Genomic DNA, 14569 nt, shown 5'->3' with positions numbered 1-14569 from the left:
CAGCAAGTAAATAGTCAACAAAAAAAACGCCGTCTTACGACAGCGCTTAAAATTTTTTAGATTTTTATTTTACGCCGCGAATACGCTGCGCCAAACCTTTCAGGAAATAACGCAGCATCTGATCGCCACAGGGGCGGAAGTTTTTGGTGCCTTCTTTGCGGAACAGCGCGCTCAGTTCCGGCTTGGAGATACGGAAATCAACCGCGGTGAAGATCTCGTGCATATCGGTATCTTTCAACTCGAAGGCTACGCGCAGCTTTTTCAACACCAGATTGTTGGTGATCGGCAGTTCCACTTCCGGTGCCGGGAATTTGTCATCCTTGCCGCGTTTGAAGAACACCAGGCCGTTCAGGAAGTGCGCCATCACTTCGTCCGGGCAGTTTTCGAACCCCGGCTCACCTTCCTTGATGACATAAGTGCTCATTGCCGAGACCGCAACGTCGAAATTATCCAGCTTGATAATCTCCACCATTTTCGCGTCGTTGATACCCAGCATGTAGCGCACGCTGCGCAGCACGTCATTGTTGATCATAGAATTGCCTTTAGCTTGTAAACCGAGATACATGCACATTGTAATACCCTATGGCTTTCAAGTCGCAGCCAGGCTCCCAGCTCGCTCACCCCCAGGCGCTTACTCGAGTAAGTTACTGGGGTGAGCGACAAATCTGTCGGAAACAGATTTGAACGCGCGCTCAGCGGCCCCGTAGGGGCAAGGACCATGGATGGACCTTGTAAGCAGGTAACAACGCTGCGGCTTGAAAGACGACGGGTATGGCCGCACATCTTGAATATGTGCGGCAGTATAGGGATCAGAGCGGGGTTTCTCAATCGATTTGGCTTTTTTGCTGATACAGCGGGATGTCTTCGCCAATGATGTATTTATTGCGCAGGATGGATGACACTTTATCCATTATCATCACTACCACCACCAGGATCAGGGTGATGAACATCACCACGTCCCAGTTCCACAGCCGCATGTTCTCCGCATAGACCAGGCCGATACCACCGGCGCCGACAAAGCCCAGCACCGCCGCAGATCGGGTGTTGGATTCAATCTGGTACAGGCTGAGCGCCAGAAAAGTGGGGAACGATTGGGTAAAGATACCATAACGGTGCTTTTGCAGGCCGTTGGCACCCACTGCCGTCAGACCACGGCTGGGGGATTTATCTACCGCTTCGTGCCCTTCGGCATAGAGTTTGCCGAGTAACCCGACGTCCTGCATCACAATAGCCAATACCCCAGCCAGTGGCCCCATGCCGACGGCACGGACGAAAATCAGCCCCCAAATGGCCATGTCGATACCTCGCAGCATATCCAAGAGGCGGCGCACCAGCAGCGAAACCGGTCGCAGCAACGGCGTCGACATCACGTTGCGCGCGGCAAAGAACGACAGAGGCAAGGCAATCAACGAGGCAGTGATTGTGCCGGCGAACACTATGCCAATGGTGATAAATATCTGCTGGAAGTAGTACATAAACGGCCAGTTGACGAAGTCATGCCAGACAAACATGCGCATAAAATAGCGGCCAAGCTGATGACAGCCGTTAATAAACTGCGGCCAGGCAATGCCGAAAAACTGGAAGAAGAACAGGTAATACAGCGCGATAGCCGCTGTCACTATACCGATGGTGCGCAGGTAGCGGCGTTGCTGTGAGAAAATCTCCGGGTGCTGCTGTTTGAGCGTTTGCAGCTTTTCCGTCGAAATAGTGGGTGCCGTTATCATTTTTTTCCCTCCACGACGCGTTTGCGTAGCTCACCTGAGGTGTAATCCAGCAGCGAGACCACCAGGATAATCAGCAGCAACGTCATGCTGACCTGATCGTAGCGATCGAGCTTGATACTGGTCATCAGCTCTTGGCCAATGCCGCCCGCCCCCACCAACCCCAGAATGGTCGACTGGCGGAAGTTGATTTCCAGCCGCATAAAGCTGTACGAAAGAAACACCGGCTTCACCTGAGGCCACATGCCAAAACGCATACGTTGCAGCGATGTCGCGCCGCAGGCCGTCAGCCCGCGAATCGGCTTGTTGGAGGCGGTTTCAATCGACTCATAAAACAGTTTGGTCAGGCTGCCTATGGTGTGCAGCGCCAATGCCAGAAAACCCGGAATAGCCCCGATACCGAACGCCATCACAAACATCACCGCCCACGCCAACTCCGGCATGGTGCGCAAAAAGGCCACCAGCGTGCGGATCGCCATGCGCAACGTTGCCGGGCTATGGGTATTGTTGGCCGCCAGAAACGCCAGAACGCCTGCCACCAACACTGACAGAAGGGTCGCCGCCAGCGCCAATTGCAGCGTTTCCCAGATCAGCGGCAGTTGAATGTTCAGCCGATAACCCCAGTAGGCCAATGACCCTTCGGTATGGCCATCGGCGAACAGCAACTTCCAGTGCAGGGTCGGAATGGTTTCCGCCAGATAATCAAAAAAGTGAGGGATCGACAGCCACACGGTGTGCAAGTTGAACTCGGCGATATTGCCGGCGCCCAGATAAAGCACCACCAGGCCGAGCGACCAGATCAACGTCTCGCGTTTTTGCTTGCTGCGGATTTGCTGGTAATAGTGTGCAAAATCTTTATTCAAAATATACCCTTCATCTTTCAAACCGCAGGGGTGTTGACTGCCTTATTCGGCCCATCCTCTGGGCCTCACCCCTGACGGGGCCGCTGCAAGCAGCGTTCAAATCTGCTCCCGGCAGATTTGTCACTCACCCCAGTCACTTGGTGAAGCCAAGCTCCTGAGGGCTCACTCAGTTGCCGCCTACCTGCGATATGAAATCTATTGGGTATAGGCTTCCGACGTGAGGAAATCAGCGGGGCTCAGCCTGGCCAAGCCCCGGCAGCATTAACGGTCGCCTTTGGTCAGCTCACGCTTCATATCGATGATGTTCTGGTATTCCGCCAGAGTGGTGTCGCCGATGTGCTGCTTACCGCCCATCGCTTTGATAAAGCACTGGTGATCGTCCTTATCCAGCTTCTTGATCGCGGTGACGACTTTGGCTTTGAACTCTGCCGGCAGTGCGTTGCTCACCAGGATTGGGCCGTTCGGGATCAGCGGCGACTGCCAGATAATGCGGATCTGTTTCATCAGGTCCGGGTGATCCATACGGATCATGCGGGTGAACGCGCCGCTGGTGTAGCCGGTGTTGTAGTCGCCGATCATCGACGCCCAGGTCACTGCACCTTCGAACTGACCGTTCAGCACACCGAGAACGTCCTGCTCATGGCCACCGGAGAAGGTCACGCTGGAGAAAGTATTGTTGTATTTGTTGTCTACCGTGCCGCCAAACAGTTTCTTGAATTCCTGGTTCGGGATCAGGAAGCCGGAAGTAGAATCCGGATCGGCGAAGCCCACGGCCTTGCCTTTCAGATCTTCCAGCTTTTTATACGGGCTGCCGGCTTTAACGACCACTACCGAGTGGTAACCACGGGATTGGTCGACGTCATCAACCGCGATGCCGACGATATCCACCGCTTTCGGATCCTTGATGTACACCGAGGCAAACGACGACGGCGACATGCTCAACACCAGGTCAATTTTGCCGCCCAACAGGCCCTGAATGACGCCGGAATAGTCGGAAGAGTTGCGCAGCTTGGTGTCAACGCTCAGCTCCTTGTCCAGGAACTGTTTAACGCATTGGTTATCACCAATTTGCTGGGTGGCGTTCTGCCCACCGAGAATGCCCAGATTCAGTACTTTAGGCGCGTCCGCTGCGGTAGCGTTAAATACCACCATCGCGCCGGCCATCAGGGTGGTCAGACTCAATACTTTTTTCATTACGATGCCTTGTGTGTAAGGTAAAAGTGAAAATAAGGGTTTCAATCAGACTGATAACCACAAAGTAGGGAAAAACCACGCTTTTTCCCCATGTTGTCAAAAGTCTCAATGGATTTGATTGGCTTCCTCGCCATACAGCTGATGCAGTATCCGTTCGTTCAGTTGCGACGGATGACCGTCAAACACAATTTTGCCCTGGGCAATACCAATCACCCGGGTGCAATATTCTTTCACCAGTTCGACCGAGTGCAGATTCACCATCACCGCAATGTCGTTTTCACTGACTTTTTGCAGCGCATCCATAATGCGACGGGTGTTTTTCGGATCGAGTGATGCCACCGGCTCATCGGCCAGCAGAATTTTGGGGTTTTGCATCAGCGCACGGCAGATCGCCACGCGTTGCATCTGGCCACCGGACAGGTTCTCGGCGCGCTGCAGCGCATGCGGCAACATGTTGAGCCATTGCAACAGTTCGATGGCGCGGGCGCGGTCGGCGTCATCAAACAGTTTGAAGAAGGATTTCAGGGTAGAAGTGTGGCTCAGGCGGCCCAACAGCACGTTGGTTATCACGTCCAGCCGCGGTACCAGGCAGAAGTCCTGGAAGATCATGCCGCAACGGGCACGCCACTGGCGCATTTGACGGGCGCTCAGCTGTGCGATGTCCTGTGCCACACCGTCATCTTCAAAGTGCAGCATCTCGCCGCAGCTCGAAGGAATAGTGCCGTTCAGGGTGTGTAGCAGAGTAGATTTACCGGCGCCGGAACGGCCGATCACCGCCACGAACTCGCCAACGTGCAGGTCGAAGTTGATATCGTCCAGCACCCGTTGCTGTGATTTATAAGCTTTGCCCAGGCCTTTTACCGATAACACCTTGCGGGATGATAGCGGTTGTTGCCCTGGAAAGTCGGTGGTTGCTAATTTTAACTGTGCCTGACCCATATGATTTCTCTGGTTTCAGTGGCTAATCATTATGGGCACCTATTAACGAATAACTTTATGACAACGGGATGATGGTTTTATGGCCGGGAAATGACGAATACCGCCATTCCCCGCAGAGGTCAAAAGCGAATAAGGCCCTTAATTAACTGCTTGTTATTGATCACCTGTTCTTCATAATGCTGCGCCAGGCTGTCGAAGTCGAAATGGTGGGACAACATCATTTGGGCGGTGATCGCCCCTGCCGCCATCAAACGGCCGACCTTGGCGAAATCCTCTTCGGTTGCATTGCGACTGCCCATCAGGGTGGTTTCTTTTTTATGGAACTCGGGGTCCGAGAATTGCAAATCCCCCTTGAACAGCCCAACAAAAACGATGCTGCCGCCGTGACGGATCAGGTTGACGGCATTGTTCATCGCCTGTCGGCTACCGGTGGCGTCGATCACTTTCGCCGCCAGCATACCGCCAAAGTGGCCGCACAGCCGGGCTTCAAACTGGTCATCCTGTGGGTCGAGCGTCGGTAGTTGCAGCACCTGCTCGACATGCCGCCGCCGTTCGGCGCTGGTTTCAACCACCACCACCTGCGCCCCGTCAGCCTTGGCGATTGCCGCCACCCCCAGGCCGATAGGCCCGGCCCCCACTACCAATAACGGATCGTCCGGCGCAATGGCCGCACGGCGAACCGCATGAGCGCTGATGGCAAACGGCTCAATCAGGGCTGCGGCCTCTGGCGCCACATCGTCCACCGCCAGCAGGTTGCTGACCGGCACGCTGAGATACTCGCAAAAGCCGCCGTCCTGATGTACGCCAATCACCGAAATATTCTCGCAGCAGTTGGTTTTGCCACTCTGGCAGGCACCGCAATGATGGCAGGCAAGGTAGGGCATCAGCGTCACGCGCTGCCCGACCTGCCAGCCGGCCGTCTGACTGCCCAGGCTGACAATCTCGCCGCATATTTCATGGCCCAAAACCCGCGGATAACTAAAGAAAGGTTGCTGACCGGACCAGGCGTGAATATCCGTGCCACAAATACCCACGGTAATCATTTTTATCACCGCTTCGGCCTGCGCAGGAATAGGTACCGGACGCTGCTGATAAATTAATTTCGTTGGTTGTTCGAGAACTAATACTTTCATTGTTTTCATAACCTCCCCTTTATTTATGGGATCAGTTATTAAATAAAAGCGTCGACAAGCATGAAGTCGGAAGCAAATTCTGTGAAGCAGTACAAAATAAACCGCTTTAAATTGGTTTTAAATAGATAAAAAACATCCGAGGCTCGCATGAGCAGAACCCAAAACCTGCGGCACAACGTGGTTAACCAAATGATTGATGGCATCAACAATAACCACCTGCGCTCGCCGCTGCCGTCCCAGGCCGCGCTGGCCGAAATGTACAATATCAGCCGCACCACGGTGCGCCATACGCTGACGCATTTGTTCCAACGCGGCGTGCTGGAAAAGGTCGGGGACGACTATGTGATTTTACGCCAGCCCCAGCCGGAAGACGGCTTCGACTGCCAAAGCCCTTCTCTGGACGAGCAGGGAAAAAGGTTCGAAAAAGCGTTCTACCAGATGATTAATCAGAAACAACTGCGCGCCGGGGACAGCTTCAGCGAGCTGCAATTGGCACGCGCGGTCAATGTGAGCCCGGTGGTGGTGCGGGAATTTCTGCTGCATTTTAGCCGTTACAATCTGATCGACAGCATCAAGCGCGGGCAATGGCGGATGAAGCAGTTTGACCAGCGTTATGCCGAACAGCTGTTTGAGCTGCGCCAAATGCTGGAAACGCACGCCCTGTCCCACTTTATCAATCTGCCGGCGCATGACCCACGCTGGCTGCAGGCCAAGGAGTTGCTGAGCCGCCACCGCCAACTGCGGGAAAGCATCAGCGACAACTATCGCCTGTTTTCCCAGTTGGATCGCGACTTCCACCGGCTGATCCTCTCCGCCGCCAATAACCCTTTTTTCAATCAGTCGCTGGAGATCATTTCGGTGATTTTCCACTTCCATTATCAGTGGGATGAGACCGATCTTAAACAGCGTAATATCATTGCCATTGAAGAACACATGACCATTCTCAGCGCGCTTATTTGCCGTAACGATCAGGAAGCCATCAACGCGCTGCACCGTCATTTGGATACTGCCAAACAGTCGATGATCCGCTCACTTAATCAGACCATCGCCTGAGCTACAGAGTGTTTTTTATCGATAAAAAACACCCTGGCGTCATTTAAAACCGATAAAAAGCAGCAAAATACTGGCTGTCGCACGGAACCGTAACAAAACCCACCGCCTAAAATATTTCACCCTCTAGGCTTACTGCCGACCACCTGCTAATACCTTCATTAAGACACCACCCAGGGGAATACCCGGAATAATAAATATTATTAATGCGAAATTCTGGAGGATGAAATGGAAAGAAGTCATACGATTAATACCGGGAAAGAACAGGATGAACCCTATTCCGATCACATAATTCCGATGCCGCCGGAGGGAATACTGGTTCGTTCGGCCAGAATTAAAAAAATTCAAACCACGGCCATGTTGCTGTTATTTTTGGCCGCCATAATCAACTTTCTTGACCGCAGCTCGCTCTCGGTGGCGAACTCCACCATCCGCCAAGAAATGGGGCTGAGCGGTACCGAAATCGGCCTGTTACTGTCGGCATTCTCCCTGGCCTATGGCATCGCCCAATTGCCCTGCGGCCTGCTGCTGGATCGTAAAGGTCCACGCATCATGCTGGGGATCGGCATGTTTGTCTGGTCGGCATTCCAGACTTTGTCCGGCATGATCCACAGCTTTACCCAATTTATCTGGGTACGTATCGGGCTAGGGATTGGCGAAGCTCCCATGAACCCCTGCGGCGTGAAGGTGATCAACGACTGGTTCAATATCAAGGATCGCGGTATGCCGATGGGGATTTTTAATGCCGCATCGACCATTGGGCTGGCGATCAGCCCACCGATCCTCACCGCCATGATGCTGGCCTTCGGCTGGCGCGGCATGTTTATCACCATCGGCGTATTGGGTATCGCACTGTCCATCGGCTGGTACATGCTGTACCGCAACCGACAGGACGTCAGCCTGAGTGCTCAGGAACAGGCTTATTTGAATGCCGGTAGCGTCAGCGCCCGACCTGAACCAATGAACTTTCGTGAATGGCGTGCGCTATTCAGAAACCGTACCATGTGGGGCATGATGATTGGCTTCAGCGGCATTAACTACACCGCCTGGCTGTACCTGGCCTGGCTGCCGGGTTATCTGCAGACCACTTACCATCTGGATCTGAAAAGCACCGGGCTGCTGAGTGCCATTCCGTTCCTGTTTGGCGCCGCCGGCATGTTGTCGAACGGCTTCGTCACCGACTTTTTGGTGCGTCGCGGCATGGCACCGCTGAAAAGTCGCAAAATTTGTATCGTCGCCGGTATGTTGCTGTCTGCTTCCTTTACCGCCGTGGTCGCTCAGGCCACCGCCACCTACAGCGCAGTATTGTTGATCGGCATGGCGCTGTTTTGCATTCACTTTGCCGGTACCTCCTGCTGGGGCCTGATCCACGTGGCGGTGAATTCACGCATGACCGCTTCGGTCGGCAGCATTCAAAACTTCGCCAGCTTTATCTTTGCCTCGTTCGCGCCAGTGGTCACCGGTTGGATCCTCGATACCACCCACTCTTTCAGCCTGGCCCTTACCCTCTGCTCCTGCTTTACTGTCATCGGCGCGCTGTCGTATATCTTCGTGGTTAAACACCCGATCGTTGACAGCGCCGCCTGACGCCCTTCCCAACAAAGGAGCTGACATTCAATTGAGGGTAAAGAAATCCAGCCCCAATGCTGCCTTCACCTGCCCCAGCGTTTGCCGACTGACCTGGTCGGCACGTTGGGTGCCCTGTTGCAGAATGCTCAACAGCTCGCCTTTATCGGCCAGGTATTGCGCCCGGCGCGTGCGGATCGGCTCCAGAAGACTTTGCAGGCAATCCTCCAACAGGCGTTTGATTTTCATGTCGCCCAACCCACCGCGGCGATAGTGCGCTTTCAGCTCCGCCACCAGCGCGGCATCGTCACAGAAGGCATCCAGATAGGTGAACACCATATTGCCCTCCACCCGGCCGGGATCGTTGATATTCAAGTGCTCAGGATCGGTAAACATGCTCATCACCGCCTTATGTACCTGATCGGCGTCGGCACCCAAGGTGATGGTGTTACCGCGCGACTTCGACATCTTGCCCTGCCCGTCCAGCCCCGGCAGGCGGCTGACGTTACTTAACAGCGGCTGGCACTCCGTCAAGACCTGCCGGCCGACGATGCGATTGAAACGCCGTACGATCTCGTTGGTTTGCTCCAGCATCGGCAATTGGTCGTCGCCGACCGGCACGTGAGTGGCGCCAAAGGCGGTAATGTCCGCCGCCTGGCTAACCGGGTAGACCAGAAAGCCGGCTGGCAGGCTGCGAGAAAAATCCTTTTCGAGGATTTCACTTTTCACCGTCGGATTGCGTTCCAGCCGCGCCACGCTAACCAGATTGAGATAATACATCGTCAGTTCGGCCAGCGCCGGCAGCGCGGATTGCAGGCAAAGGGTGGTTTTCTGCGGATCTATACCGACCGCCAAATAGTCGGCGACCAGATTAAGTACGTTGGTGCTGATTTTTTGCGGATTGTTGCCGTTATCGGTCAGCCCCTGCAGGTCCGCCACCAACACCGTTTGCTGATGGTTTTGTTGCAGCTCAACGCGCTGGCGCAGTGATCCGACGTAGTGGCCTAAATGCAGCGACCCGGTGGGACGATCGCCGGTCAGAATGGTATAGCTCATTGCCTTGCTCCTGAAAGTAAATACACCACCGGATCAACGCAATAAAAATGCCGCCAGAACCGGCGGCATTGAAAAGAGGTGTGAATACCCGTGCCGCCTTCAGAAGAGGCGCCACCAAGACTGATTGAGTGTGGATTGCATCGGTATATTCATGCTTTTAAGGTATCCCCCGGTATGCAGGTTGTCAATCACCGCAGGTTGCCAATTCAGCGCCAACGTATAGGGTACCGGGCTGCCGGTGCCGCTCAGTTCGCGGAACACCACGCTGGGGGATGGCAGGCTTGCAAACAGGGCCGGCATCAACACCGGATTTACCCGGGTCAGCGCTGGCCAAAGTGGCAGCACGCAGGGCGGGATTGAAATAACGCTCACGGGCCGGGTACATAGACCGGCCCGTTTTTTATCTGGCGATCAGAAGTGAATTTCCGCCGTCGGCAGTGCGTTGATCAACACGCCGAAGCTTTCAATATTCGACAGCGTGGCGTTGTGATGGGCACGGATCTGTATGCCAGTGGCGTGCGCTTTGTCATGACTGGTATGGGCGTCGGCGGCCAGCGTCACCGGGTAGCCTAACCCGGCGGCACGACGGGTGGTGGTATCGACGCAAAACTCGCTGGAGTAACCGCAGACCACCAGGTGTGAAACCCCATTAGCCACCAGCAACGGTCCCAGTCCGGTCCGCAGGAAGGAGTCCGGCGTGGTTTTCTCCACCCGATGATCGCCGTCTTTCACCTGCAAACGGCGGTCAATCTGCCAGGCATCGCTGCCGTACGCCAGCTCATCGTCCGGGGTCTGGTGCTGGATAAAAATCACCGGAACTCCGGCCCGACGGGCAGCGTTGCTCAAACTGTTAATACGATCAAGCGTCGCTTCGGCATCGGCCGGCGGTGGCGTAAACAACCCTTGCTGCACATCTATAATTAACAGAGCGGACGTCATGATAACTCCCGTAAATTTAATCGGCGATCAGCATATCGGTTGGCGCGGGCGGAAGATATGGTCAACACCCTGCTCACGCAACTTACTCACCAGATCGTGACCGCCATTCGGCGTCGCGTGCGCCAGCAGGCGCTCGGCTTCAAAAACCGGGCTGGCCCAAAAAACATTTACCGGGTCGCTATACTGTTTCGGCAGGTTCAGATGTTCATTATAGGGGTAAAACGAGGAGGACAGCACGTAGCCCTCATAGCCCTGTGGTGCCACCTCAGACTCCAGAGTATGACCTTCGCCAAACCAGGTAATTTTAGCCCATGGCGCGTGAGCGAACCCGGCCAGTGCGCTGGCCATCTGCACAGCGTTCTCCTCGGTCATGTACTGACCGTCGATGGCGATGCCCATTTCCATGCGGCGATAACGGGAGGCGTCGTCGTTAAACAGGATCTCTACCCACGGCATCGGGCGGATACTGACACCCATGGTAAGAAAATAGTAGATGCCGTCGCGCTCATGCTGGGTGATAGCCATCGGTGGCCACTTGCCCTGATCGATCGCGTAGTATTTCACCGAAGGGCCAAAATGCTGATCGTAAACCGCCTGATAGTCGTTCTGCATTTTTGGCCATGGGTTACCCTCTTCCCGCTGCCAACTGCGCCAGAACTGGCGGGTTTTTTCCGCCAGCGCATACTGGGTATTGGTGGAGGCGGATCCCAACGGGTAAGCCAATGGGCTTTCCTTAATGCAACTGGCGGAGTAGCACACCGAGTGGTCGATATACAGGCTCCAGCCAGGGATCACCGCCAGCAATTGGCCGTAATACCACAGCGCTGCACCGTCGTCGCTCTCCGTCCAGACCACCATCAGTCCTTCCGGGTTCAGTGGCGCTTCCCCCTCCAGATTGCGGCAAAACTCAGCCGCCAGCATTGGTGGCTGCCCCAGCGCCAGCGCCGCGCTGTCTTCCTTCTGCGGCGCGGCCGCCAGATTACGCAGCCAGCAGGCACGCACCTGGAAACGTTCGCTATTTTCTTCTGAAGGATAAATATAAAAATAGGCAGCCCGACTATCTTGCTGAACCACCGCCACCAGCGTCTGGTTCTCATTACTGACTTCAGCAAGTACGTGTAACTCGTTCATATAACCTCAAATAGGGTCAAGGCGCAGAATAACGCTGCACGCTAAAAAATAGGAATTGGCTTTGGCCCAGTGTAAAGCGCATTAGCGGCCGGATCACCCGTAAAAGTCTCAAAATTTCGGGCTATTGGCTAATTGATCGTCGGATTGCACCGCACTGGTAATCATTTCCGCCATGGCTCTGGTCGTCAAATCAAAATACCCCTGAGGGTTTCCATAAATTAAATATAGTGGCGTGGCACGGATCCGCTGCCCGGCAAGCGGCAAGGACTGCAATTCACCACTGGCCAGCAGCCCGGTGATCCGGTTCTGTGGCAGCCAGCCGTGTCCCACCCCATGGCATATCGCCTGTATCGCCGCGTCAAAGGTGGTAAAACTCCACGCAGCATCAGCTTGCTGCAGAGGATCGGTAATCACCTCGCGATAAAAACGCCCCCGTTCGGCCTGAGTCAGCGGGCCATTCAATAGCAGGTGATTAACTGTCCCGCCAGCGAGCTGCCTGGAAATTTCCCCGCTAACCTGCGGTGATGGTCAATGCGCTACGACGGTTTTGTTAATTCGTCGTAGCGCCCGTTGATAGGAGCCGTTACGCATTGAGCCACGCAACACTTTACCTACGCCACTGACACCGGCCTGCACCCGTTTTTGCCGCAATACGCCGGGAGAAAAACCAAACTGCTGCTACGCCCACTCCGGTAGTAGATCGAGGCATATGGTCTATCTGCCCGAACGACGGCAGTCACCCAAACTAGAAACTTTTATTGCGCTGACTGTCGCCAGACTCTGGGGTCGCGTTTAAAATAAGTAAATCACCACAGGAGTTTCTATGATCACTATCCGAGCACGCGCAGCACAAGACAATGCGCAACTGGCTGAGATTTGGCAGCGTTCGGTCCGCGCCACCCACCATTTTCTCACCGAAGAGAATATCGCCCAACTCTACCCGTTGGTGCTTAACGACTATTTGCCGGCGGTCGACGTTTGGGTTGCAGAAGATCGAGCCGGTCATCCTTGCGGTTTTATCGGGCTGAGCGGTAATAAGGTAGAAATGCTGTTTATCGATGAGGAGCAGCGTGGCAAAGGCGTCGGCAGAGCGCTGCTGGCCCACGCCGAAACGCTACATGATGAGTTGCAGTTGGATGTTAATGAACAGAACCCGCAGGCCAGCGGTTTTTACCGCCACTACGGTTTTGAAATTACCGGCCGTTCGGCACTCGACGGTCAGGGCAATCCTTTCCCGCTGCTGCACATGAAGCTCGACAAGCGTTAAAAAACCCGGTGGCCAGGCTCACCTTGGCTGTAGTTTTAGCGCAAAACCAATAGAGGCCGCAACGCTGCGACCTCTGGCCAAATTTCTTACCCTAAACCTTATTGCCCACCTGGCTGAGACGCGGCCAAACCAGCATCAACGCATCGAGCAAGCGATATAAATCCTCACGGCTAGCCCCTTCACGTGCCTGAACCGACATCCCTTCAATGGTACAAACGATATATTTCGCCAACAGTGCGGTATCGGTTTTCGCCAATAACTCCCCCTGCTGTACCTTGCGGTCAAAACAGGCTCGCAGGCTGGCTTCATTCGAATGATGTTTTTTACGCAGCATCTCGGCTACTTCATCGGAAGATGAAGACAGCGCCGCAGAGGCACAGACCATAAAGCAGCCGGACGGCGTATCCGGATCGGTAAACACTTCCGCTGAAGAGCGCACATAAGCCTCAACGATTTCCGCGATCGGCAAATCCCGCTCCAACAATTGATTGGTATAGGTGGTGTATTTTTGCAGATATCGCTCCACCGCCGCGCGAAACAGCCCTTCCTTGTTACCGAACTCGGCGTACAGCGTTGGTGCTTTGGCACCGGTGACTTCTACCAGATCGGCCAACGACGTAGAGTCATAACCGTGCCGCCAGAACAGATCGAGCGCGCTGTCCAGCGCACGGTCGCGATCAAACTGCTTCGGTCTGCCACGCGTTTTTTTGGCGCAGACTTCTTCATTGATACTCATAGCCCCTCTCTTATCCCGCTCCACAGCAGGGCTTGGCAATTAAATTAACGATCATTATAAAAAAATATTGCGCTGCCGTCGAGAAGCGATTAACATTTAGTTATCGATCGTTAAGTAATTATGACAACAAAGATTAACCAACCCAATTTACGCTTCTGATATAGGAATTAACATCATGAAAAACTTAAAAATTACTCTTACCGCCATCGCACTGGCCTCTGCTTCTTTCGGTAGCTTCGCTGCTGACTTGGTTCACAACCAACCGGCAGATCAGCAAAAACTCGGCGTGATCACCGTCAGCGGTGCTTCCGATATCAGCTCGCTGGAAGCCGATTTGGCAGCCAAAGCAGATGCAGCCGGTGCAAAATCATTCCGCATCATTGGTGCCGGTGGCAACAATCAACTGCATGGCACCGCAGTAATCTATAAATAACAATAAGTTAAATTTAAGCTTTCCGGCTGGTAATGACCGTTATGCTTCCGGTTAACGACGAGAACAAAAAATTAATTAACGAACACTAAAAAAATATTTGCAAAGCGCCGAAGTGGCGTCTAACATTAAATTATCGATCGTTAATTAATTTAACGACCCCAATGAAAACATCGTACAGAATACCAAGATAGGAAATAAGACCATGAAAAACCTGAAAATCACCATTGCCGCCATCGCCCTGGCTTCTGCTTCATTCGGTAGTTTCGCCGCCGAACTGGTTAATGCTCAACCGGCTGATCTGCAAAAAGCCGGGGTGGTTACCGTTAGCGGTGCTTCCGACCTGACCAGCCTGGAAAACAAACTGGCTGCCAAAGCGGATGAAGCCGGCGCCAAATCATTCCAGATCATCTCAACTACCGGTGACAACAAGCTGCACGGTACTGCGATCATCTACAATTAATTGCTGAGTTAGCCATTATGCAAAGAGGCAGCCTTGGCTGCCTCTTGTTTTATTGTCCCGCCGAAAATCTGTTGTAATCTG

Annotated in this window: 17 protein-coding genes and 1 pseudogene; 5 read left to right on the top strand and 13 right to left on the bottom strand. The window is 54.0% G+C overall.

The genetic code is table 11. From position 1 onward, the window contains the following. Positions 1-64: 64 nt before the first annotated feature. The 6 genes from ACUTQ5_RS02625 to ACUTQ5_RS02600 form a co-directional block, all read right to left on the bottom strand. Complete coding sequence (locus ACUTQ5_RS02625) at positions 65-532, bottom strand: YehS family protein (protein ID WP_174353070.1); 468 nt, start codon at positions 530-532, stop codon at positions 65-67. 292 nt (positions 533-824) lie between these two features. Next, the gene (gene phnE / locus ACUTQ5_RS02620; RefSeq protein ID WP_445649952.1) at positions 825-1724 is read right to left on the bottom strand and encodes a phosphonate ABC transporter, permease protein PhnE; all 900 of its coding nucleotides are present in this window, start codon (positions 1722-1724) and stop codon (positions 825-827) included. Continuing rightward, a complete protein-coding gene (gene phnE / locus ACUTQ5_RS02615) occupies positions 1721-2584 on the bottom strand; it encodes a phosphonate ABC transporter, permease protein PhnE (protein WP_445649951.1) in 864 nt (287 codons plus the stop codon). Before phnE (ACUTQ5_RS02615) ends, phnE (ACUTQ5_RS02620) begins: the two co-directional genes overlap by 4 nt. A gap of 261 nt (positions 2585-2845) precedes the next feature. After that, the gene (phnD, locus tag ACUTQ5_RS02610) at positions 2846-3778 is read right to left on the bottom strand and encodes a phosphonate ABC transporter substrate-binding protein (RefSeq protein WP_445649950.1); all 933 of its coding nucleotides are present in this window, start codon (positions 3776-3778) and stop codon (positions 2846-2848) included. A gap of 105 nt (positions 3779-3883) precedes the next feature. Next, positions 3884-4717, bottom strand: coding sequence for a phosphonate ABC transporter ATP-binding protein (gene phnC, locus ACUTQ5_RS02605; RefSeq protein ID WP_012005843.1), 834 nt, complete (start codon positions 4715-4717; stop codon positions 3884-3886). A 119-nt stretch (positions 4718-4836) separates the two neighbouring features. Beyond that, positions 4837-5859, bottom strand: a complete 1023-nt coding sequence (locus tag ACUTQ5_RS02600; RefSeq protein ID WP_445649949.1) for a zinc-binding alcohol dehydrogenase family protein — start codon at positions 5857-5859, stop codon at positions 4837-4839. A gap of 138 nt (positions 5860-5997) precedes the next feature. Between ACUTQ5_RS02600 and ACUTQ5_RS02595 the strand changes: the two genes are divergently transcribed. Beyond that, the gene (locus tag ACUTQ5_RS02595) at positions 5998-6903 is read left to right on the top strand and encodes a GntR family transcriptional regulator (protein ID WP_445649948.1); all 906 of its coding nucleotides are present in this window, start codon (positions 5998-6000) and stop codon (positions 6901-6903) included. Positions 6904-7128: 225 nt separating this feature from the next. Continuing rightward, positions 7129-8487: an MFS transporter gene (locus tag ACUTQ5_RS02590; RefSeq protein ID WP_445649947.1), complete on the top strand. Its 1359-nt coding sequence runs from the start codon at positions 7129-7131 to the stop codon at positions 8485-8487. Between the two features lie 27 nt (positions 8488-8514). Here ACUTQ5_RS02590 and trpS read toward each other — a convergent pair whose 3' ends face one another. The 6 genes and pseudogenes from trpS to ACUTQ5_RS02560 form a co-directional block, all read right to left on the bottom strand. Then, entirely contained in the window at positions 8515-9522 is a 1008-nt protein-coding gene (gene trpS, locus ACUTQ5_RS02585; protein ID WP_445649946.1) for a tryptophan--tRNA ligase, read from the bottom strand. Between the two features lie 99 nt (positions 9523-9621). Next, the gene (locus ACUTQ5_RS02580) at positions 9622-9894 is read right to left on the bottom strand and encodes a hypothetical protein (RefSeq protein ID WP_445649945.1); all 273 of its coding nucleotides are present in this window, start codon (positions 9892-9894) and stop codon (positions 9622-9624) included. A gap of 39 nt (positions 9895-9933) precedes the next feature. Beyond that, positions 9934-10461, bottom strand: a complete 528-nt coding sequence (locus ACUTQ5_RS02575; RefSeq protein WP_445649944.1) for a cysteine hydrolase family protein — start codon at positions 10459-10461, stop codon at positions 9934-9936. Between the two features lie 27 nt (positions 10462-10488). Next, positions 10489-11592 (bottom strand): suppressor of fused domain protein, encoded by a 1104-nt coding sequence (locus ACUTQ5_RS02570; RefSeq protein WP_445649943.1) that lies wholly within the window; start codon positions 11590-11592, stop codon positions 10489-10491. A 108-nt stretch (positions 11593-11700) separates the two neighbouring features. Next, positions 11701-12054 (bottom strand): LysR substrate-binding domain-containing protein, encoded by a 354-nt coding sequence (locus tag ACUTQ5_RS02565; protein ID WP_445649942.1) that lies wholly within the window; start codon positions 12052-12054, stop codon positions 11701-11703. Positions 12055-12120: 66 nt separating this feature from the next. Continuing rightward, positions 12121-12297: pseudogene (locus ACUTQ5_RS02560) on the bottom strand (oxygenase MpaB family protein); the annotation flags it as partial. A gap of 118 nt (positions 12298-12415) precedes the next feature. Between ACUTQ5_RS02560 and ACUTQ5_RS02555 the strand changes: the two are divergent. Beyond that, positions 12416-12859, top strand: coding sequence for an acetyltransferase (locus tag ACUTQ5_RS02555; RefSeq protein ID WP_445649941.1), 444 nt, complete (start codon positions 12416-12418; stop codon positions 12857-12859). Between the two features lie 91 nt (positions 12860-12950). Here ACUTQ5_RS02555 and ACUTQ5_RS02550 read toward each other — a convergent pair whose 3' ends face one another. Next, entirely contained in the window at positions 12951-13595 is a 645-nt protein-coding gene (locus ACUTQ5_RS02550; protein ID WP_445649940.1) for a TetR/AcrR family transcriptional regulator, read from the bottom strand. A 175-nt stretch (positions 13596-13770) separates the two neighbouring features. On the opposite strand from ACUTQ5_RS02550, the gene bhsA (ACUTQ5_RS02545) reads away from it, so the two are divergent. Both bhsA (ACUTQ5_RS02545) and bhsA (ACUTQ5_RS02540) read left to right on the top strand, forming a co-directional pair. Continuing rightward, positions 13771-14028, top strand: coding sequence for a multiple stress resistance protein BhsA (gene bhsA, locus ACUTQ5_RS02545; protein WP_445649939.1), 258 nt, complete (start codon positions 13771-13773; stop codon positions 14026-14028). A gap of 202 nt (positions 14029-14230) precedes the next feature. Continuing rightward, positions 14231-14488: a multiple stress resistance protein BhsA gene (bhsA, locus tag ACUTQ5_RS02540; protein ID WP_445649938.1), complete on the top strand. Its 258-nt coding sequence runs from the start codon at positions 14231-14233 to the stop codon at positions 14486-14488. Positions 14489-14569: the final 81 nt, after the last annotated feature.

It is taken from the genome of Serratia sp. NA_112.1, assembly GCF_052691715.1.
Note: the sequence above shows the minus strand (reverse complement) of the source record. Positions and strands in the feature narration are given on the sequence as shown.